General features: G+C 38.2%; 17 protein-coding genes and 1 tRNA gene. 11 read left to right on the forward strand and 7 right to left on the reverse strand.

Annotated features, from left to right (window positions below; genetic code table 11):
• The first annotated feature begins 1 nt into the window (after position 1).
• The 9 genes from PXG98_RS06570 (at position 2) to PXG98_RS06610 (ending at position 10,102) form a co-directional block, all read left to right on the forward strand.
• Positions 2 to 1,201, forward strand: coding sequence for an FtsW/RodA/SpoVE family cell cycle protein (locus PXG98_RS06570; RefSeq protein ID WP_276389841.1), 1,200 nt, complete (start codon positions 2 to 4; stop codon positions 1,199 to 1,201).
• Positions 1,188 to 2,273, forward strand: a complete 1,086-nt coding sequence (gene murG, locus PXG98_RS06575) for an undecaprenyldiphospho-muramoylpentapeptide beta-N-acetylglucosaminyltransferase (RefSeq protein WP_276389757.1) — start codon at positions 1,188 to 1,190, stop codon at positions 2,271 to 2,273. The genes PXG98_RS06570 and murG overlap by 14 nt, the downstream gene beginning before the upstream one ends.
• Positions 2,274 to 2,285: 12 nt before the next feature.
• Positions 2,286 to 3,638: a UDP-N-acetylmuramate--L-alanine ligase gene (gene murC, locus PXG98_RS06580; protein WP_276389758.1), complete on the forward strand. Its 1,353-nt coding sequence runs from the start codon at positions 2,286 to 2,288 to the stop codon at positions 3,636 to 3,638.
• The gene (locus PXG98_RS06585; protein WP_276389760.1) at positions 3,628 to 4,347 is read left to right on the forward strand and encodes a cell division protein FtsQ/DivIB; all 720 of its coding nucleotides are present in this window, start codon (positions 3,628 to 3,630) and stop codon (positions 4,345 to 4,347) included. Before murC ends, PXG98_RS06585 begins: the two co-directional genes overlap by 11 nt.
• Positions 4,348 to 4,352: 5 nt before the next feature.
• Positions 4,353 to 5,666, forward strand: a complete 1,314-nt coding sequence (gene ftsA / locus PXG98_RS06590) for a cell division protein FtsA (protein WP_276389762.1) — start codon at positions 4,353 to 4,355, stop codon at positions 5,664 to 5,666.
• A 45-nt stretch (positions 5,667 to 5,711) separates the two neighbouring features.
• Entirely contained in the window at positions 5,712 to 7,625 is a 1,914-nt protein-coding gene (ftsZ, locus tag PXG98_RS06595) for a cell division protein FtsZ (protein ID WP_276389764.1), read from the forward strand.
• A gap of 85 nt (positions 7,626 to 7,710) precedes the next feature.
• On the forward strand, positions 7,711 to 8,163 hold the full coding sequence (locus tag PXG98_RS06600; protein ID WP_276389765.1) for a GatB/YqeY domain-containing protein: 453 nt from the start codon (positions 7,711 to 7,713) through the stop codon (positions 8,161 to 8,163).
• A gap of 91 nt (positions 8,164 to 8,254) precedes the next feature.
• Positions 8,255 to 8,328, forward strand: a tRNA-Arg gene (locus PXG98_RS06605).
• Positions 8,329 to 8,548: 220 nt separating this feature from the next.
• Positions 8,549 to 10,102: a M20/M25/M40 family metallo-hydrolase gene (locus PXG98_RS06610; RefSeq protein ID WP_276389766.1), complete on the forward strand. Its 1,554-nt coding sequence runs from the start codon at positions 8,549 to 8,551 to the stop codon at positions 10,100 to 10,102.
• 41 nt (positions 10,103 to 10,143) lie between these two features.
• Here the strand turns inward: PXG98_RS06610 and PXG98_RS06615 are convergent, their stop codons facing one another.
• From PXG98_RS06615 to cphA, 4 genes are all read right to left on the reverse strand, one after another.
• A complete protein-coding gene (locus PXG98_RS06615; RefSeq protein WP_276389767.1) occupies positions 10,144 to 11,124 on the reverse strand; it encodes a proline iminopeptidase-family hydrolase in 981 nt (326 codons plus the stop codon).
• Between the two features lie 148 nt (positions 11,125 to 11,272).
• A complete protein-coding gene (locus PXG98_RS06620; protein WP_276389769.1) occupies positions 11,273 to 12,304 on the reverse strand; it encodes a DUF1254 domain-containing protein in 1,032 nt (343 codons plus the stop codon).
• 184 nt (positions 12,305 to 12,488) lie between these two features.
• Positions 12,489 to 13,247: a flavodoxin family protein gene (locus PXG98_RS06625; protein WP_276389770.1), complete on the reverse strand. Its 759-nt coding sequence runs from the start codon at positions 13,245 to 13,247 to the stop codon at positions 12,489 to 12,491.
• A 209-nt stretch (positions 13,248 to 13,456) separates the two neighbouring features.
• Complete coding sequence (gene cphA, locus PXG98_RS06630) at positions 13,457 to 16,075, reverse strand: cyanophycin synthetase (protein ID WP_276389843.1); 2,619 nt, start codon at positions 16,073 to 16,075, stop codon at positions 13,457 to 13,459.
• Between the two features lie 165 nt (positions 16,076 to 16,240).
• Here cphA and PXG98_RS06635 point away from each other — a divergent pair, with 165 nt between their 5' ends.
• A complete protein-coding gene (locus tag PXG98_RS06635; protein WP_276389844.1) occupies positions 16,241 to 17,104 on the forward strand; it encodes a cyanophycinase in 864 nt (287 codons plus the stop codon).
• Here PXG98_RS06635 and PXG98_RS06640 read toward each other — a convergent pair.
• A complete protein-coding gene (locus PXG98_RS06640; protein ID WP_276389772.1) occupies positions 17,101 to 18,033 on the reverse strand; it encodes an isoaspartyl peptidase/L-asparaginase family protein in 933 nt (310 codons plus the stop codon). The genes PXG98_RS06635 and PXG98_RS06640 overlap by 4 nt on opposite strands.
• Complete coding sequence (locus tag PXG98_RS06645; protein ID WP_276389774.1) at positions 18,026 to 19,030, reverse strand: YpdA family putative bacillithiol disulfide reductase; 1,005 nt, start codon at positions 19,028 to 19,030, stop codon at positions 18,026 to 18,028. Before PXG98_RS06645 ends, PXG98_RS06640 begins: the two co-directional genes overlap by 8 nt.
• Before the next feature lie 242 nt (positions 19,031 to 19,272).
• Here PXG98_RS06645 and PXG98_RS06650 point away from each other — a divergent pair, with 242 nt between their 5' ends.
• Positions 19,273 to 19,698, forward strand: a complete 426-nt coding sequence (locus PXG98_RS06650) for a CBS domain-containing protein (RefSeq protein ID WP_276389776.1) — start codon at positions 19,273 to 19,275, stop codon at positions 19,696 to 19,698.
• On the opposite strand, the gene rpe is transcribed toward PXG98_RS06650, so the two are convergent.
• Positions 19,691 to 20,356 (reverse strand): ribulose-phosphate 3-epimerase, encoded by a 666-nt coding sequence (gene rpe, locus PXG98_RS06655; RefSeq protein WP_276389777.1) that lies wholly within the window; start codon positions 20,354 to 20,356, stop codon positions 19,691 to 19,693. The two genes, PXG98_RS06650 and rpe, sit on opposite strands and share 8 nt — an antisense overlap.
• Positions 20,357 to 20,417: the final 61 nt, after the last annotated feature.

A 20,417-nucleotide genomic window follows, 5' to 3' on the forward strand; every position in this document is an offset into this window, starting at 1 on the left:
AATACTGGGATTTTTTAAAAATATCAAAGGAGACAAGGCCATCTGGGGTATAGTGGCTATTCTGGCGTTATTTTCGTTTTTACCGGTATACAGCGCTAGCAGCAACCTGGTATACGTAGTTGGTAATGGCACAACAATGGGTCATTTACTTAAACATGGCATGCTGCTAATCCTAGGTTTCGGGATTATTTATGGGATCCATAGAATACCAACTCATTTTTTTAAAGGGCTTTCCATAATTGCGCTTCCTATTGTATTGGTTTTGCTGGTCTATACCCTTGCCCAGGGTACTACAATAGACGGAGCTAACGCCAGTAGATGGATTAGACTACCATTGGTTGGGATTACTTTTCAGACTTCCAATCTTGCAGCGGTTGTATTACTGGTCTATATTGCTCGGTATCTTACTAAAATAAAGGATAAAACGATAAGCTTTAAGGAAAGCATAGTGCCGTTATGGTTACCTGTTTTTGCAGTAGTAGTCTTAATATTACCCGCTAATTTTTCTACGGCGGCCATACTTTTCTTTATGGTTCTTATTCTATGTTTTTTGGGAGGATATCCAATAAAATATCTGATGGGGATTGTCGGTGCAGGGGTTCTAATACTGGCCGTTTTTGTGCTTTTTGCCAAGGCTTATCCAGATATGTTTCCAAATCGAGTAGATACATGGATGCACAGACTAGAAAGTTTTTGGGACCCGGCGGATACCGAAGCCGATTATCAGATTGAAAAAGCTAAAATCGCTATAGCCAGCGGAGGGGTTGTAGGTAATGGAGCTGGGAAAAGTGTCATGAAGAATTTCTTACCCCAAAGTTCATCCGATTTTATATACGCCATAATAATAGAGGAATACGGTCTTTTGGGTGGTTTTCTCTTAATGTTCTTTTACCTGTTGCTGTTATTTAGAATAGTTGTAGTGGCCAATGCAAATGAGACCATATTCGGAAAATTATTGGTGGTAGGTGTTGGGCTGCCTATTGTTTTTCAGGCATTTATTAATATGGCGGTTGCCGTAGAATTATTTCCTGTTACCGGGCAAACTTTACCTCTTATTAGTAGTGGAGGGACATCTATTTGGATGACCTGCCTCGCCATAGGCATTGTTTTGAGCGCCAGCAGAAAATTTGAAAAGACGGAAGAAGATAAGCTGAGTACAAATGAAATGAATCCCCTAGAAGTATTAAGTGGCCAATTATAAGTTCATATTATCTGGAGGAGGAACTGGGGGGCATATATATCCGGCAATAGCGATTGCCGACGAACTTAAAAGAAGATTTCCGGATGCGGACTTTTTATTTGTTGGGGCTAAGGATAAAATGGAAATGGAAAAGGTACCTCAGGCTGGGTATGAAATAAAAGGATTATGGATAAGTGGATTGCAAAGATCATTGACCCTTAAAAATGCTTTGTTTCCAATAAAATTGATTAGCAGTTTGATAGATGCGAGTAAAATTGTGAGAAAATTTAAACCAAATGTAGTAATTGGAACAGGGGGCTTTGCCAGTGGTCCGGTTTTAAAAATAGCATCGGCTACTAGCATTCCTTGTGTGGTTCAGGAACAGAATTCCTACGCCGGAATAACCAATAAACTTCTGGCAAAGAAGGCTGCCTGTATCTGCGTGGCTTACGATCATATGGAGCGTTTTTTTCCCAGAGAAAAGTTGGTTAAGACAGGAAACCCTGTTAGACGGGATTTAACTGAAAAGCTTCCTCCTAAGGAAGAGGCCTTACAAGAATTTGGTCTGGCTCAGGACAAAATTACCCTGCTTGTTCTTGGAGGTAGTTTGGGAGCACAAAGTATTAATGAACTTATAAGGCAAAAAATAGGGTTTTTAGAAGAAAGAAATGTGCAACTTATCTGGCAATGTGGAAGCAGGTATTTTGATACTTACCAAGAGTACCAAAGTTCCAATGTTAAAATTCGATCTTATTTGAATAACATGAATTATAGCTTTTCCGCCGCAGACATTGTCATTTCAAGAGCCGGAGCTAGTTCTGTATCCGAATTATGTCTTGTTGGAAAACCGGTAATTTTTATTCCTTCTCCAAATGTGGCAGAAGATCATCAAACTAAAAATGCTATGAGCCTTGTAGGGGAGGAAGCGGCCGTTATGATAGCAGAAAAAGATTTAGAATCTGCTTTTGATAAAAGTTTTGATCAATTATTAAGGGATAAGAGTTTACGGGAGCGCCTTGGGAAAAATATTAAGAACATGGCCTTACCCAACGCCACAAAAGACATAGTAAATCAGATAATTAAACTATTATAAAGAAAGAATAAAATGAAATTAAACGACATACAACGAGTATACTTCATAGGTATTGGAGGTATTGGTATGTCTGCTTTGGCAAGATATTTTAAAGTTCTGGAAAAGGAAGTAGCTGGTTATGACAAGACAAAAACTCCGCTAACAGAAGAAATTTCTGCGCTCGGTGTTACGATTACTTATGAAGATAGTTTAGATGATTTTCCGGAAAGTTTTAGAGCCAAAGAAAATACACTAATTGTATATACTCCTGCTGTATCTATGGAGCATAAGCAACTGAAATATTTTAAGGAGAATGGATATCTAGTATTAAAACGTTCTGCTGTTTTGGGTTTAATCACAAGAGATACATATTGTTTTGCAGTGGCCGGAACACATGGGAAAACAACTACGTCGAGTATTTTGGCACATTTGTTAAAAGAAACTAATACGCCATTTACTGCCTTTTTGGGTGGGATTTCCGAAGATTTTAATAGCAACTTTTGGTTTGGAGGCAATACGTATTCTGTTGTGGAGGCAGATGAATACGATAGGTCGTTTCTTCAACTAGTTCCGGATGTTGCATGTATAACCTCTATGGACGCGGACCATTTAGATATTTACGGGACTCCTTCCGAACTTAAAAAGGCATTTGTTGAATTTGTGGGTAAAATTAAGCCCAAAGGTTCCTTAGTTGTAAGAAATGGTCTTCCGTTAAAAGGGTTGACTTATGGAATTGAGGATAATTCGGACTATTGTATCCGAAATTTGAAAATAGTTGATGGCGTTTATGTCTTTGATGTGGAAACTCCAAATTTGACCCTTAAGAAGGTGAGGTTTAACAAGCCTGGAAAACATAATCTTTTAAATGGTTTAGCGGCGTTTTCTATGGCATTACAAATTGGTTCTTCACCTGAAGAACTTGCAAATGCACTTGCTACTTTTAAGGGTGTAAGAAGAAGATTTTCCTACCAAATAAAAACAGAAGATTTTGTGTTTATTGATGACTACGCACATCATCCTAAGGAAATAGAGGCTGTTTATGAGGCTATTTCGGAAATGCATCCAAACAAAAAGAATCTGGTGATTTTTCAACCACATCTTTTTACAAGAACCAAAGATTTTGGAGATGAATTTGCCCGGAGCCTGACACGATTTAACAGTATTCTACTACTCGATATTTATCCTGCAAGGGAGAAACCAATAGAAGGAATAACAGCAAAATGGTTGATGGACAAAATTCCTAATCCTTCTAAAAAAATTATTGCAAAAAAAGAAATATTAAACGAAATAAAAAGTCAGAATCCTGAAGTTTTAATCACCTTAGGAGCAGGAGATATTGGACTGGAAATAAAGGAGTTATCTAAAAATTTGGCCCATGAAAAGTAATTGGAACAGTATTAAATTATTTGCACTAATTGTTTCTATATCAGCGCTTTATGCATTTTCTGATCATAGAAATCAAGCAAGGAAAATAAATGGAATCTCGGTTCAGTTCGAAGGAGAAGACAATCTTTATATAACCAACTCGATGGTTAATAAATTGTTAATACAAAATTATGGAGTCCTCAAAAACCTGCCCAAAGAAAAATTAGTTTTGAATACTATAGAAAAGGTCATAGAGGCCAATGATATGGTAAAAAGTGCCCAAGTTTATCTTACTGTTGACGGTGAACTTATATCTAAAATTAGTCAAAGGCAACCTATAGGTCGGATTGAAGGTGACCAAAAGTTTTATTTGGATGAACAAGGAAAGAAAATGCCCTTGTCCAATAATTACTCAGCTAGGGTTCCCATTATTACGGGCAAAATTACCGGTAAAAGTCTAGAAGACGCATATGTGATTTTAGATTATATCAATGAGGATGAGTTTTTGAGAAAAAACGTCATTGGAATACATATTGAAGAAGAGGGAAGTTATCAATTAAAATTCCGGATGGAGAATTTTGTGGTAAATCTGGGTAACATTTCTGATTTGAAACAGAAGTTCAACAATTTTAAAGCTTTCTATACTAAGGCGGCAAAAGACAAGACCTTAGAAAATTATGACATTGTAAGTCTGGAGTTTAATAATCAAGTAGTGTGCACCAAAATTTAAGAAATATGGAACAAGGTAATTATTCAGTTGGATTAGACATAGGAACCACCAAAATTGTGGCCATCATAGGAAGGGAAAATGAATATGGTAAAATTGAGGTCTTAGGTATAGGCCGGTCTAAAAGCCTTGGGGTGCATAGGGGGGTTGTAAACAATATAACCCAGACCATTAAATCTATTCAGCAGGCAGTAGAGCAGGCCGAAGTAAATGCTGGTTTTAAAATAGGATCGGTTGTTGTAGGAATTGCCGGACAGCATATAAGAAGCCTGCAGCATAGTGATTATATAACTAGAGCCAATTCGGAAGAGGTAATTAACGAGGACGATTTGGATAAACTGTGTAATCAGGTATATAAACTGGTTATGCTTCCCGGAGAGGAAATTATACACGTACTCCCTCAGGAATACAAAGTAGATGGACAGGCAGAGATAAAACAACCCATAGGAATGTATGGGGGTAGGCTCGAAGCAAATTTTCATGTAGTAGTAGGACAGGTCTCTTCTATTAAGAATATAGGAAGGTGTATCAAAAGCGCAGGTCTAGATCTTGGAAATATAACCCTAGAACCATTGGCCTCTTCTGATGCTGTCTTAAGTCAGGAGGAAAAGGAAGCGGGAGTAGCGCTCATTGATATTGGAGGTGGAACAACAGACCTTGCCATTTTTAAGGATGGAATAATAAGACATACCGCTGTTATACCTTTTGGAGGAAATGTAATTACAGAAGATATCAAAGAGGGCTGCTCCATTATTGAGAAACAAGCAGAACTTTTAAAAATGAAGTTTGGTTCGGCATGGCCTGGGGAGAATAAGGACAATGAAATTGTTTCGATACCTGGCTTGCGAGGAAGAGAACCAAAGGAGATTACTTTAAAAAATCTTTCCAAGATAATTCATGCCAGAGTAGTTGAAATAGTAGAACAGGTTTATGTGGAGATTAAGAACTATGGTCATGAAGAACAAAAGAAAAAACTAATTGCCGGAATAGTCTTGACTGGTGGAGGAAGTCAATTAAAACACCTAAAACAGCTGGTGGAGTATATTACCGGAATGGATACAAGAATTGGTTATCCAAATGAACACTTAGCGGGTGATTCCGATCAAGAAATTGCAAGTCCTTTGTATGCGACGGCCGTTGGCCTACTGATGAATGCAATAGAAAATGGCACTAAATCCGTATCGAAAGAGAAGGTAGAAGAAGAATTGGTTCTCGAAGAAGTAGCAGAGAATCTTCAAGAAAATAAAACCCTCAAAGAAAGAAAGTCGGTTTTTGACGTATGGTCGGAAAAATTAAAAGACTTTTTAGACAACGCAGAATAAAATTTACCTAATAATAAGCTCGTAATAATCAGAAATACAAAAATCATGAACAAGAACACTGAATTTGAAAGTATCGCCTTTGATTTACCCAAAAACCAAAGTAATGTGATAAAAGTTATTGGAGTAGGGGGTGGTGGTAGTAACGCCATTAATCATATGTTCCAAGCCGGAATAAATGGAGTCGACTTTGTTATTTGTAATACTGATGCCCAAGCGCTCCAAAATAGTTCGGTGCCAAATAAAATTCAGTTGGGAGTTTCATTGACAGAAGGATTAGGCGCAGGGGCAAATCCAGAGGTCGGAGAACAGGCTGCACTAGAGAGTATGGAGGAGATAAAAAGGATGTTGGATACTACAACCAAGATGATCTTTATTACCGCTGGTATGGGAGGTGGCACAGGAACTGGAGCTGCACCTGTTATTGCCAAACAAGCAAAAGAAATGGATGTGCTTACCGTTGGGATTGTAACAATGCCTTTCCAATTTGAAGGTAAGATGAGGTGCCAACAAGCTCAAAAAGGAATTGAAAAACTAAGAGCAAACGTAGATTCCTTAATTGTTATCAATAATAATAAGCTAAGAGAAGTCTATGGTAATTTAGGTTTTAAAGCTGGTTTTTCTAAGGCCGATGAAGTTCTTGCTACGGCTGCAAGAGGAATTGCGGAAGTTATTACACATCATTATACACAAAATATTGATTTAAGGGATGCCAAGACAGTTTTGTCTAGCAGTGGTACGGCTATTATGGGGTCTTCAACGGCCTCTGGTTCGGCAAGAGCACAAGAGGCAATTATGAAAGCTTTAGATTCTCCACTTTTAAATGATAATAAGATAACCGGTGCCAAGAATGTTCTTTTGTTAATTGTATCGGGGGCTCAGGAGATAACCATTGATGAAATCGGTGAAATAAATGATCATATTCAAATAGAGGCGGGCCATGGAGCAAATATTATTATGGGTGTTGGCGAGGATGAAAACCTTGGAGATGCTATAGCTGTAACAGTGATTGCAACAGGATTCAATATAGATCAACAGGATGAAATTGTAAACACAGAAACGAAAAAAATAATTCATACCCTAGAGGATGAGCAAAAAGCTGAGCAAAATCTTACAGAAGAGGTGAATTTGGTTGATGCGGCCATGGAGGTGGAAACAGCTGAGCCAATAATAAAGCACACCCTTGACATGGAAGAAACAATAGACTTAATTCCTACAACAAATTATATTCGGAATTTTAATGTTTTTTATGAAGAAGTGATTGCCGAAGGAGTGGAGGAAGAAGACTTTATAATTGTAGATGCCAGAAAGGATGTGAGAGATATAGATGTAGTAGATCCAGAAATAGTCTCCTCCGATACCAAAAAGGAACAAACTTCATTGCTTTTTGATCTTCCATTATCAGAAAAGTCGGAAGAAGAATCTGAAAACGTAATTACATTTACCTTAGACGAAGCAGTAAATGAAATTGAGGTTGAAGAGCATATTGAGGTAATTCCTGTTTTGGAATATAAAAAGGAAGGTGAGACCAGATATAGCCTGGATGACTATATGGATTTAGAAAACAAGTTAACGGGCGCTAAGTCCAAGGCGGAAGAGTTTGAGCCAAAATTGATGGAGGATGAACTTGTTTTTGAAAAGAAAACAATTAACGAGCCGAAGGATACTACGGCAATTCCGTCAGAATCAACTAGTGACCCGGTAAATTCTCCAATTGAAGAAATACTAAAGTCGAGAGCAGACGAGAGGAGAAGAAAGCTCAAAGATTTTAATTATAAGTTCCAGAATAATGTTAGCAATATAGATGAGATAGAAAAAGAACCGGCTTATAAAAGGCAAGGGGTTGATTTAAATGAAGGACCAAAGCAAGGTAAGGTCTCTAGAACTTCACTGGGCGAAGATAGTAATGATGAAATTCAATTGCGTTCCAACAATTCCTTTTTACACGATAACGTAGACTAGCGGAATAATAACACATAAAATGAAGCCCGAGGATGTTGTACATTTTCGGGTTTATTTTTTATCTTCAAAAAAAATCTAAAACAAAATGAGCTTACAAAAACAAGTAATGGAAGAGATGAAATTGGCCATGAAAGCGAAGGACACTGTGGCTTTAGAATCTTTAAGAGCCATTAAGTCGTCTCTCCTACTTTTACAAACTGATAAAGGGGCCGCCGAAGGAGGGATTTCAGAAGAAGAGGAGATAAAACTGATACAAAAATTAGTAAAGCAGCGAAAAGATAGTGCCACCATTTATAAGGATCAAGGCAGAGAAGACCTAGCTGCTCCAGAGCTCGCCCAGGCGGCAGTAATTGAAAAGTTTCTGCCTGCTCAATTAGGGGAAGAAGAAATAGAAAAGGTTGTAATTGCGACAATAGCCGCTACCTCGGCAACAAGCATGAAAGATATGGGAAGAGTTATGGGAATAGTCTCTAAAGAGTTGGCTGGGCAGGCTGATGGTAAGACTATTTCATCCATTGTTCGGAAACATCTTACTTAAATATCTTATAGAAACAACTTCTTTTTATGTAAATTGCGCTCTTTATTTTTGAGACCTATATAAAGAATTTAGGTTTAATGTTCTAAAATATGGCCCCGTGGCGCAACTGAATAGCGCATCAGATTTCGGCTCTGAGGGTTGGGGGTTTGAATCCCTCCGGGGTCACACAGGAACCACAATGGAAGGTGGAATAGGAGCGAGTTTCAATGAAGAGACTCGCTTTTTTGTGACCACTACTTAACTAATATAGCCTTTGTTCTAGCCTTCTTAGAGACGGTTTTTGCTTGCTTAATTTACTTTTTGGTTGAGATTAATTTTTGTTCTTTAAAGCTTTTATCTTCTTTTGTTATTTGATAGATTTACGTTCTAACTTTAATATAGAAGTATGCAATTTTATTCTACAATCTTTATGGGGATACTTCTCTTGGTAGGAGCAACCCTTAATGGTCAAACTACCTCTGAGGCTCTGGCGAGGATAAACACCCAAGGCTTTCAGAAATCTGAGGTAATGGCGGTTGTATCGCAATTATCTGATGTTTATGGGCCTAGGTTAACCGGAACGGATCAGTACTATACAGCTGCCGAATGGGCAAAAAAAACCATGGAGAATTGGGGGATAGATAAGGTGTATTTTGAAAATTATTGTGAAGACTGTATGGGGTGGGAGGTTAAGTCATTTAACATAGAGGTAACAGAACCTTCCTATATGAAGATACAGGCCTATCCCTATGCTTGGACAGAGGCATCAAAAGGGGTGCAGCTTGGCAATTTAGTTTGGATCAAAAGCTATGCTGATTTAGAAAAGGTAAAAGAACAATGGGGTGGAAAATTAGAAGGGGCCATTGTTCTGTTTGGCGCCGCACCAAAACAGAACTTGTTATTTGATCCACTTTCTACAAGAATAACGGAAGAACAAATGGAGAAGGCAGAGAAATCTATTATTCCTGCCCCTAGCAATCCTTTGGGCCCCTCGGCGGGAAGTTTAGACATTATCCCGAATGTGGACGCTATCTTCGACAATATGACTAGGAAAGAAAATGATTTTTTTCAATTCTTAAAGGAAGAAGGGGCATTGAGTATTTTGGGTACTACTCCTTTCTTTCCTGGAATTATTCATCCGAGCGGAACTTACAACTATAGTGAAACAGACATAAAGTCGTTACCATATTTTGCTATCTCACCCGAAAATTTTGGAAAGTTAAAGCGTCTGATAGAAAGAAAGATTACTCCAAAAATAAAGTTTCACTTAGATTCTGAGCTCTATTTGAAGCCAGAAAATAATGTAAATATTTTCGCCGAAATAACAGGCTCTGATCCAAAACTAAAAGAAGAAGTAGTAATGATTGGTGCTCATTTTGATTCCTGGCATGCCGCATCTGGGGCTACGGATAATGGAGCAGGTACGGCGGTGATGATGGAGGTTATGCGTATTATTAAGGCCTCGGGATTGCGGCCAAAACGCACAATTAGAATAGGTCTTTGGGGAGGAGAAGAACAAGGTTATTTAGGATCTTTGGCATATGCCGAAAAACATTTTGGCAAGGTCAATGAAACTGTGAGAAAAAAGGAGACGGAAAAAGTATCGGCGTATATAAACATGGATAATGGTGCAGGCCAAATGCGAGGATTATATTTACAGGGGAATGAGGCTGTTAAACCCATTTTTGAAAATATGCTACTGCCCTATAAGCATTTAGACGTAAATAATTTTACGATACAAAACACCAATTTTACGGATCATGACGTGTTCGATTATTACAAGATACCAGGGTTTCAGATTATTCAGGATAAACTCAACTATATGACCGTTACCCATCATACTAATTTGGATGATCTGGAATATGTGCCAGAAAGGGATATGAAGATTAATGCTACGGTAATTGCGGCATTAGTTTATCAGATTGCGGAGCTTGATTCTCGATTGCCCAGAAAAGACTAAGCCAGAGGCCTAAGCTGCTCATTTAATACGTTGAAAATGGGCTATTGCTCAATTTTACCTATGAATTCGCGGATGGCCAGAACCATGGCAGGGCTATTATCATTCAATGTTGAATGACCGGCAGCTTCTATTACAACAAATTCTGAATTAGGAACTAACTTACTAAACTGTACAACTGACTCAGGACGCGCTTCATCAAATTCTCCAGTAGTAAATAATACCGGAACCAATATATCTTTTAGTGTTTCGTGTATATCGTAATTCTTTAAAGTGCCCGTGGCTGTGAATTCACTTGGCCCCCACATATAATTATAGATAAAGGAATTCCCGCTAGATGTAATTGTGTCGTAAGGATGTTTTTTATAGACTGTTCGTCTCCCGTGTTTGCTCAAGAATATTCTATTGGCATGGGCATAATCATCAGTGTCAAATTTATTATCCATTTCTGCAACCTTAATGATTGTTTGGATAGAATCGGGTAATGCGGCGACAAGAGTATCCGCATCGGCAGTCCAGATTGGAGTACTAAAAAAGGGACTATTAAATACAATTGCCTTTATTCCATCGGGATAGGCATTGTAGTATTCCAAAGATAAGGCAGTACCCCATGAGCCGCCTAATAAATAGAATTGATTAAGTTTTAATTCGGTCTTTATTGCGCGCACTTGTTCTACGAAATTCTTTACTTTTAAGAGAGAAGTGTCTTTATGATGATCCGAACGCCCACTCCCTAATTGGTCGAACATTATCACCGGTCGTTCTTTAGCAATTTCGGATAAATGATAATAGTATTGACTTGTGCTACCTGGACCACCATGCAAGCAAAGTAATGGGGTCTTATTTCCTTTTCCCATAATTCCATACCAGATTTTACCACCTTCTACATCTATGTAGCCCTGACTTTCTTCTAAATAGGGATTGGATTCTTTTAATGGGCTAGAACATCCCAAAATCAATACAACTGCAATGATACTAAGGCCAATTATTTTGATAAATTCAGTTTTGATCGTCCTCCTAATCATTCATCTATTGTTTAAAAAAGTTTGTATTCTCTGTCATAAAATACCTTCCAATTTATGGAGCAGTTAACTTCTCTCTGGATAATTTGAAAACTATTCTTGGATTTTTTGGGCAAGAAATGGCAGCCCTACCTCCACCTTAAAAAAGAGACTATTCTACCTTTGTAATTTGTTTGGTTGGATCATAACCATCTGCTCCTTCACTGACCATTTTGCTAGGACCATAATGTCGTAATAAAACATTGAATTTACCTGTAGTATTACCTTCAGCAATAGGAATATTATTGGGTTCTCCCGGACATCCAAACCGCAGGGTATACGTGCCATCTGGATTTTTTACAGGATTCATTTCGCTAGATACGTTAGCAACATCGTTAAACATGCGCCCATCCCCATTATACACGGTTGCAGACCAAAAGTATTTCGATTCCGGGTCAATGAATGTCATTTCATAACAGCCATCTGCCTCAAAATAAGGACTTGTTTGATATATATTATCCTCTACCATGGCACCTCCCCAACCCCCTGCGGCACCAACGTAATTCATATATGGGGTCTGCCCACTTTCTTTATTGCCAAAAGCCTTAGACTGGTCATAACCATCACTAAAATCTAAATTACCTGCTTCGTCTATTTCTTTAAACGATTTCATGTCCCACTCCTTAACTTTAAATGGCTTGGCACTTCCAGCTTCAATTACCAAATTTTCTCTAATATCACCCTCCAATGCCCGAACGATCACAAACGCATGACCTGTTTTGGCTGTTATTTTATGTCGTCCCGATCCATATATCATTGGCTGGGTCTCGTGATTTTCATCCACTATCTGTGTGGTAACATATCTATTGGTTTCTGGAATTGTAACAAATACGCTGTCGCTAGACATGTCAATTACAGAGACAGAATAAGGCGTATCCCTGTTCATACGAACAACAAACTGTTCTTCTGGAATACTACTGGGTACTGGCATTGAAAAGAACTTATTTATACCACCTGTTTTTTTAAGGACGGCTGCTAATCGCATATTAGTATAAGCTTGCGGAAAATTTTCCTGAGTAACAATGGTTCCACTGTTTTCTATCTCATTTGGATTAGTCGGTATTTGGTCTGTTTTGTCCTTTTTTTTCGATTGACAAGAAATAATGGTACTTGTTATTAGGAGTGCGATTAAGAGTTTTTTCATATGATTATTTTAATAAAGTATTCGTAAGCTTAATACTATTTCATTTTACTTTAACAAGATAGTATATAATGTTGAAATTGTATTCTATAAACCATATTTAACTTAGTAAAGTCTTTTCCAATTGGTTAATAATCATCTGCTACCTTATTCCCTTGGCATGAGAATCATGGTTTTATAAAATCTACTATCGTTTATGCTCTGGGCTATCAAATCCAGCCTTACATCCTGCGGCCCATTCATCTGGCTGATTGCCATGAGCGGGAATACCTCCCTGATCTTTTAGCATTCTTGCTAAATGAAGACAATTCCAAACAAGAAAGGTAGTATTTCTATTGGTAAAGTCGTTCTCCGGCCCCCCTGAGCCTTCATCTCTATAAGACGGACCAGGTCCAGCCTCTCCCATCCAACCAGCATCGGCCTGCGGGGGAACAGTATAACCAATATGCGAAAGAGAAAACAAAATATTCATGGCGCAGTGTTTTACGCCATCCTCATTTCCTGTAATCAAGGTTGCTCCTACCTTTCCATAGTCTCTGTATTGCCCTTTTTCATTAAACTGATGCGTATATCCGTACATACGTTCCAAAACCCTATTACAAACAGAGGATTTTTCTCCTAGCCAAACAGATGTACACAGAATTAAGATGTCACATGCATCTACCTCTTTTTGTAGTATGGGCCAATCGTCCCTATCCCATTCAGGGGTTTGGGACATGTCCATGCCCAAACCAGCAGGGAGTACATAATCTACTGGCCTTATTACTTTGGTGGTTGCTCCTGCAGCCTCAAAAACGCTCTGTGCTATTTTTATCAAACCTTCCGTATGCGAAAGTACGGGTGTCCTATTCAGAGTACAATTGAGAAATAATACATTTAGATCCTCATAAGAAGCAGGAGGGTTTGTGCAGTGTTTTTCGGTAATTCTTTTAAGTTGTTCGGACATTTGTTTTACATTAGATTGGAAAATAAGTTATTTATAAATCTCTATATGGTATCAGTCGGGCCTTTCCCATTTACTTTCAAAACTTCACAAGACTAAGGCTGCTAGGGTCGAGAAAAGGCTGTTAATAAAAACCCTCCTACCAATAGAAATTCTAATTTTTCTCCTATGATAGTATCTTAGTTTTAATAAAATAAATAAGTAGTCCTAGGCTATGCTTGTTTTTCTTTTTCTCTAAGTTCTTTAACTAATTCCAAAGCATCGGGTACCACATCACTACATAAAACAATCAAAGATCCTTTTTCGGCATTCGATACTGCATGTGTAATGGCGTCCCTCTCAGAAGGAATAATGGTAGTTTTCTTATCGGGATGGTTCTTTTTAATTCCTACATCTAACATATTAATCAAATCTGTTTCCGATTTACCACGTAAGTTTTTGTCCTGTCTTATTATTATCTCATCGAACATCTCGGCTGCAATACTACCCATTTCATTGTTGTCTTCTTCTCTGCGATCTCCAATTCCGGCAATAATGCCAACTTTTACAGTCGCTTCAAGATTATCTGTGAATTTTTGTAGCGCTCGCATTCCGGCTGGATTGTGTGCGTAATCTAAGAGAATATTAAAGTTATTGAATTTAAACAGGTTTAAACGCCCGGGAGTACTTGAGGCAGAAGGGATAAAAGTTTCTAAAGCAGCCTTGGTGTCTTCGATACTAATACCCTGTATATTGGCTGCAATTACTGCTGGAAGTATGTTTTGGATCATAAATCTAGCTTTTCCTCCATAGGTGAGAGGAATATTTTCCGCCTTCATTAGGCGCATTTTCCATACCCCTCTGCACAGTGTTACGAAGCCGTTCTCATAGACAGCAGTAATGCCTCCTATTCTCTGTAAGGCTTTAATTCTTGGATTGTTCTCATCCATTGAAAAAAGAGCCAGATTACAATCTATATTTCTTCGCATATCGTATACGAGGTCATCATCAGCATTTAAGATGGCATAACCATCTGGAAGAACTGTCTCTGGCACTACTGCCTTTACTTTGGCAAGTTGTTCAATCGTATGTATTCCTTTTAATCCTAGGTGATCTGCAGAGACATTCGTAACAATAGCAATATCACACTTTTTAAATCCAAGGCCAGCTCTTAATAGGCCTCCTCTGGCACATTCTAAAACCGCAAAATTTACTGTGGGATCTTTTAAAACAAATTCAGCGCTAGCCGGCCCTGTACAATCCCCTTTCATGAGCATGCGATTTTGTATATATACTCCGTCACTAGTGGTATATCCAACTCGCTTTCCATTCATTTTAGCAATATGTGCTATGAGTCTGCTGGTTGTAGTTTTTCCATTAGTTCCTGTAATAGCTACTATAGGTATTCTTCCGGTATCTCCTTTTTGAGGGAATAGCTTATCCACGACTGGGGCGGCTACATTTCTAGGTAGGCCAGAAGTAGGGGCCAGGTGCATTCTAAAGCCGGGGCCTGCATTAACTTCTAAAACGGCTCCACCGGTATCGGACAGTGGTTGACTAATATCGGTTGTCATTATATCGATACCACATATGTCTAAGTCGATTATTTTCGAAATTCGTTCTGCCATAGACACATTGGCTGGGTGAACGATATCCGTAACATCTTCTGCTGTACCCCCAGTACTCAGGTTCGCTGTGTCTTTTAAGACTAGGATTTCACCATCCTTCAGCACCGATTGAAGCGTATATCCAGCATCTGCTATAATAGTTTTTGTTAAGTCATTAATGGTAATCGCAGTAAGGACTTTCTCATGTCCATAGCCTCTTCTAGGATCTGAGTTAACCTCTTCGACCAATTCTTCAATAGTAGACTTGCCATCTCCAATAACATGTGCCGGTGTTCTTTTAGCGGCCGCAACAAAGACGTTGTTTATTACCAGCAAACGATGATCTTCGCCGGTAATATATTTTTCTACGATAACCCTTCTAGATACTTCCTTAGCAGCCTTAAACCCTTCTAATGCTCCTTCATAGGTGTTAATATCCACTGTTATTCCCCTACCATGATTTCCGTCTATTGGTTTAATTACCAAAGGGAAACCAACATATCTGCAGGCCTCTTTTAAACTACTTTCTCTACTGATAATATCCCCCCTAGGAACCTCCACCTCTGCTTGCTCGAGCAAAAATTTTGTATCTTCTTTATCACATGCCAATTCTACACCAATACTGCTTGTTTCACTAGTTACAGTGGCTTGTATCCTTTTTTGATTAGCCCCGTAACCCAATTGAACCAGGGAATATTTATTTAGTCGAATCCATGGGATTCCGCGGCTTTGGGCCTCCTCAACAATTGAGCCAGTGCTTGGACCCAGGCGTTCCGACTCTCTCAGTTCTCTCATTTTTTGGATGTCTTCTTCTAAAGCATATTCATCTCCAGAAATCAGAGCTTCACATATGCTAACTGCTGCTCTGGCGGCATACCTTCCAACAGACTCTTCGATATAAGAAAAGACTACACTGTAAACACCTTCTTCTCCGTAACCTCTTGTTCTTCCAAATCCGGTATCCATGCCGGCCAAGGTTTGGATTTCCAGAGCAATGTGTTCAATTACATGTCCCATCCAAGTGCCTTCATCTACGCGCATAAAAAAGCCTCCTTCACAACCCTCGCTGCATCGATGTGAATACATACTTGGAAACATTTCTTTTATTCGTTTAGAAAAGCCTTTTACCTTGTTGGTAGGCTTTTCTTCCATGTCCTCTAAATCAAGGACCATCACAATTAATTTATGTCTTCGAATAGACCAATAATTTGGGCCTCTCATTGCATTTATTTCTCGGATCCTCATAAGTTTGGTTTTTAATAGTTTTAGTTCTCGAAAAGAAAATTGTACGCTAAATGCCTGTGTATACGAGTATAGTTTATTCAGGCTGGTATATTGCCATACTAATTTCATAAATATATGACATTTTTTAGTACAATAGCTTTATTTTTGCCTCTAGAAAATAGTAGTATGGTAGCAAACGGAACACTGATTCCTATTGGTGGTAATGAGGACAAGGGTATAGAAAATGACGAACAGTTTACACTAGAATTTATTGAAGAAGGAATTCTGTCTAGAGTAGTAAAAGAGAGTGGAGGTACAGATGCTAATATTGTGGTTATACCAACGGCTTCAAGTATACCAAGAGAGGTAAGTAATAATTATATTGATGCATTTAGAAAATTGGGTTGTTCCAATGTGCATATATTGGATATAAGAAGTAGGGAAGAGGCTAAACGTGAGGATAATTTAGACCTTATAAAAAATGCTAAATGTGTAATGTTTTCAGGAGGAGATCAGTCGAAAATCACGGAAAGAATTGGCAATACTCCCATACACGAAACCTTGTTAAGGCGATATCAAGAGGATTATCTCGTTATTGCCGGCACCAGTGCAGGGGCTATGTGTATGTCTCGTGAAATGATATGTGGGGGCAGTAGTACAGAGTCTTTCATAAAAGGAGCGGTTAAGATGCATCTAGGAATGGATTTCATTCCAAAATTGATAATCGACTCTCATTTTATAAGGCGAGGCAGATTTGGCAGACTGGCGGAAGCTGTGGCCAGATATCCCAAATTAATAGGTGTAGGCTTGGCCGAAGATACCGGACTAGTAATTAAGGAAGGAACTACTTTTGAAGTAATAGGCTCTGGTATGGTTATTGTTTTTGATCCTCGTAAATTAAAACACAACAATCAAAGTGTTTTAAATGAGGGGACTCCCATGTCTTTGGTGAACATGAAAACACATGTTTTAGCCAATGGTGATCGCTTTAATCTAAGAAAGGGAAGGGCTAAGGTATTACCTCTGGATGCTCCTTTTTTAACCTCTTAATTTTTGTAAATACTAATTTCTTCTTTTTGCTCAAAAGATTTGGAGGCCCTATACATACCCTCGGTATTAAAGGGCATAGCAATATTGGCATTTTTATCAACTGCAATAAGGCCACCGTCTCCACCAACCGATAAGAGTCTTTCATGAATTACCAATTCTGTGGCCGCTTCAAGACTTAAACCTTTGTATTCCATTAAGCAGGATACATCATATGCAACAACGGCTCTGATAAAAAACTCTCCACTGCCCGTACAAGAAATTGCACAAGTCTTATTATTTGCATAATTGCCTATTCCTATTAAGGAGCTATCACCAATTCTGCCATAACGTTTGTTGGTCATTCCTCCGGTGGAGGTAGCTGCGGCTAAATTTCCTTCAAAATCACATGCCACTGCACCCACGGTTCCAAATTTGGAGTCTTTTTTAAGGGAATGATCTAATTGAAAATTATCTGTACCCTTTAACTCCTGCCACTGGTTATATCGCAGAGAATCATAAAAATATTCGTCCCCTTCAAATTTATAATTTAGCTCTTTTGCAAACTGCATGGCTCCTTCACCAGCTAAAAAGACGTGTTCACTTTTTTGCATCACGTCTCTGGCCAGACTTATCGGATTCCGAATACCACCGATTAAAGATATTGCCCCTGCACTTTTATCCCTTCCATCCATTATAGAGGCATCCATTTCATGCTTCCCAGAGGCGGTAAAAACACTTCCTTTACCCGCATTAAATAAAGGAGAATTCTCTAAATTTTTTACACTTTCTTCTACTGCATCAATAGAAGATCCGCCATTTTCAAGGATCTTATAGCCCTTGTCTAAGGCAAAACGTAAGTCTTTTTTATATCTAGTTTCTAATTGGGGCGTCATCATTCCCTCTACTAGGGTTCCTGCGCCACCATGTATGGCTAAAGCAATTTTATGCATTATCTGAAAGGGCTTTTTTGTTATTGCTTTTTTTGGTGGTGGAAATGATAGAGTCGACTATTATTTTTGCATGAATTCTTGAATTTTCAATGAACCATTTATGTGTTTCCATTCCACCACAGATTACTCCAGCCAAGTACAAACCACTTATATTGGTTTCCATGGTATCAGGATTGTACGTGGGAAGTTTGTTAGCATCTTCGGATAAAGTAACTCCACTATTTTTTAGAAATTCAAAATTGGGCATATAACCGGTAAGGGCCAGAACAAAATCGTTCTCAAGGGTTATCTGTCCCTTGGGTGTTTGGATGATAATTTCTCCTGGATCAATTCGAACAACTTCACTGTGGTAATAAGCCTTAATACTACCTTCTTCAATTCTATTTAGAATGTCGGGTCTTACCCAATACTTGACTCTTTTACCTACTTCGCCCCCTCTTATTATTAAGGATACCTCGGCCCCTTTACGCCAGCATTCAAGTGCCGCATCTATAGAAGAATTACTGGCTCCGATAACTGCTAATTTTTGTCCTGCATAATAATGAGGGTCCTTATAATAGTGGGAAACCTTAGCCAAACCTTCTCCGGGTACCTTAAGTAAATTAGGAAGATCATAGAAGCCGGTTGCAAGGACCACATTGTTGGCTCTATAAGAGTTTTTAGATGTTGTAATAAAAAAAAGCCCTTCTTCCTTCTTTACTTCTTCTACTTCTTCAAATAAATTTATTCGAAGATTATTAGAGGTAACAATTCTCCTATAGTATTCTAAGGCTTCATTCCTCTTTGGTTTAGCTTCATTGCTAATAAATGGAATATTGTCTATTTCTAGCCTTTCAGAAGAAGAGAAGAATTGCATGTTTACCGGATAGTTAAAAAGAGAATTAACAATGGGTCCTTTTTCTATAATAATATAAGAAAGTCCCTTTTTCTGAGCCTCCAGGCCACAAGCTATTCCAATAGGCCCGCCTCCAACAATCAATAAATCTATCCTATCCATTTTATTCTCACTTTAAATGCCAACACCATATTTCTTTTAAAACCACAAAACTATGTAATTTATTACTATTAATGGGGTAATACTTCCCATGAGAGCGAGATTGGTTGAAAGAAATATAAGAGCCTAAAAAAGAGAATTAACCACATAAAATAATTTAAATACTCGGAATTCATATGATTTTTATCATTCTTTAAATCTTATAATTAAGAGAACTTTATGCTATAATTATTAAATACAATGTCATGAATGTCCAAATAGAAGTTCCGGTTTCAAAGATAATGTCAACTAATCTTATAACTCTAGAAGTAAATGAAGGTTTGGCCCAGGCCGAATATCTCTTTAAAAAGCATAAAATAAGACATATACCAGTATTAGAGAAAGGAAAACTAGTAGGTCTTTTAAGTATGAATGATTTATTGCGAATTAGCTTTGCAGATGGCGCCTACAGAGAAGAAGAAAATATTGCATCTTCTATTTACGAAATGTTTACTATTCAACAACTTATGATTTGGCAGCTAGAGACAGTGACCTCAGATACCCCTGTTAAAGAGGTGGCTAGGATTTTGGTAAAAAGGGAGTATCATTCCCTTCCCGTGGTTGATAATGGTGAATTAATGGGAATGGTTACCACCACAGATGTGATAAAATATCTTTTAAGTATTACTTAGAATTGGCTATAGTGTTAAGGTTGCTTATTACAGAATGAGGGTTTGAAGCGTTAAAGACAAAGCTACCGGCTACAAGAACATCAGCTCCAGTTTTAGCCAAATGTTTTGCGTTTTCAGCATTTACTCCCCCATCTATTTCGATCAGTGCAGTGGCCTTCTTTTTTATAATTAATTCTTTTAAAGCTCGGACCTTGTTGTAGGTGTTTTCAATAAACTTTTGTCCGCCATAGCCCGGATTTACGCTCATTATACAGACTAAGTCTACCTCCGTTATAATATCTTCCAAGAAAGAAACAGGGGTATGCGGATTAATTGCAACACCTGCTTTAATACCTTCATGTTTTATTCGTTGTATGGTTCTATGTAAATGTGGGCAGGTTTCATAATGAACTGTTAGAACAGCAGCGCCTAAGTCTACAAACTCCTTAATATACCTGTCTGGCTCAACTATCATTAGATGAATGTCTAATGGTTTTACGGAAGTTGAGGCAATACTCTTAATAACAGGCATCCCAAAAGATATGTTTGGTACAAATACGCCATCCATGACATCAATATGGTGCCATCCAGCATCACTTTTGTCTACCATTTCTACGTCTCTTTGCAAATTCCCAAAATCTGCAGCTAATAGGGAGGGGGCTATTATGACTTTACTCATTCTTGTTGACTAAGATTATTTGGCAAAAGTACATATTCCTTCAGTTAAAAGCCTTGTTTAA

Origin of the sequence: Eudoraea chungangensis (assembly GCF_029360665.1) — a bacterium.
GTDB lineage: Bacteria > Bacteroidota > Bacteroidia > Flavobacteriales > Flavobacteriaceae > Eudoraea > Eudoraea chungangensis.

Bases quoted from the DNA above. Each gene is read 5' to 3' on its own strand.
- murC (WP_276389758.1), top strand. From the start codon at position 2,286: ATGAAATTAAACGACATACAACGAGTATACTTCATAGGTATTGGAGGT.
- PXG98_RS06585 (WP_276389760.1), top strand. From the start codon at position 3,628: ATGAAAAGTAATTGGAACAGTATTAAATTATTTGCACTAATTGTTTCT.
- ftsA (WP_276389762.1), top strand. From the start codon at position 4,353: ATGGAACAAGGTAATTATTCAGTTGGATTAGACATAGGAACCACCAAA.
- ftsZ (WP_276389764.1), top strand. From the start codon at position 5,712: ATGAACAAGAACACTGAATTTGAAAGTATCGCCTTTGATTTACCCAAA.
- PXG98_RS06600 (WP_276389765.1), top strand. From the start codon at position 7,711: ATGAGCTTACAAAAACAAGTAATGGAAGAGATGAAATTGGCCATGAAA.
- PXG98_RS06610 (WP_276389766.1), top strand. From the start codon at position 8,549: ATGCAATTTTATTCTACAATCTTTATGGGGATACTTCTCTTGGTAGGA.
- PXG98_RS06615 (WP_276389767.1), bottom strand. From the start codon at position 11,124: ATGATTAGGAGGACGATCAAAACTGAATTTATCAAAATAATTGGCCTT.
- PXG98_RS06620 (WP_276389769.1), bottom strand. From the start codon at position 12,304: ATGAAAAAACTCTTAATCGCACTCCTAATAACAAGTACCATTATTTCT.
- PXG98_RS06625 (WP_276389770.1), bottom strand. From the start codon at position 13,247: ATGTCCGAACAACTTAAAAGAATTACCGAAAAACACTGCACAAACCCT.
- cphA (WP_276389843.1), bottom strand. From the start codon at position 16,075: ATGAGGATCCGAGAAATAAATGCAATGAGAGGCCCAAATTATTGGTCT.
- PXG98_RS06635 (WP_276389844.1), top strand. From the start codon at position 16,241: ATGGTAGCAAACGGAACACTGATTCCTATTGGTGGTAATGAGGACAAG.
- PXG98_RS06640 (WP_276389772.1), bottom strand. From the start codon at position 18,033: ATGCATAAAATTGCTTTAGCCATACATGGTGGCGCAGGAACCCTAGTA.
- PXG98_RS06645 (WP_276389774.1), bottom strand. From the start codon at position 19,030: ATGGATAGGATAGATTTATTGATTGTTGGAGGCGGGCCTATTGGAATA.
- PXG98_RS06650 (WP_276389776.1), top strand. From the start codon at position 19,273: ATGAATGTCCAAATAGAAGTTCCGGTTTCAAAGATAATGTCAACTAAT.
- rpe (WP_276389777.1), bottom strand. From the start codon at position 20,356: ATGAGTAAAGTCATAATAGCCCCCTCCCTATTAGCTGCAGATTTTGGG.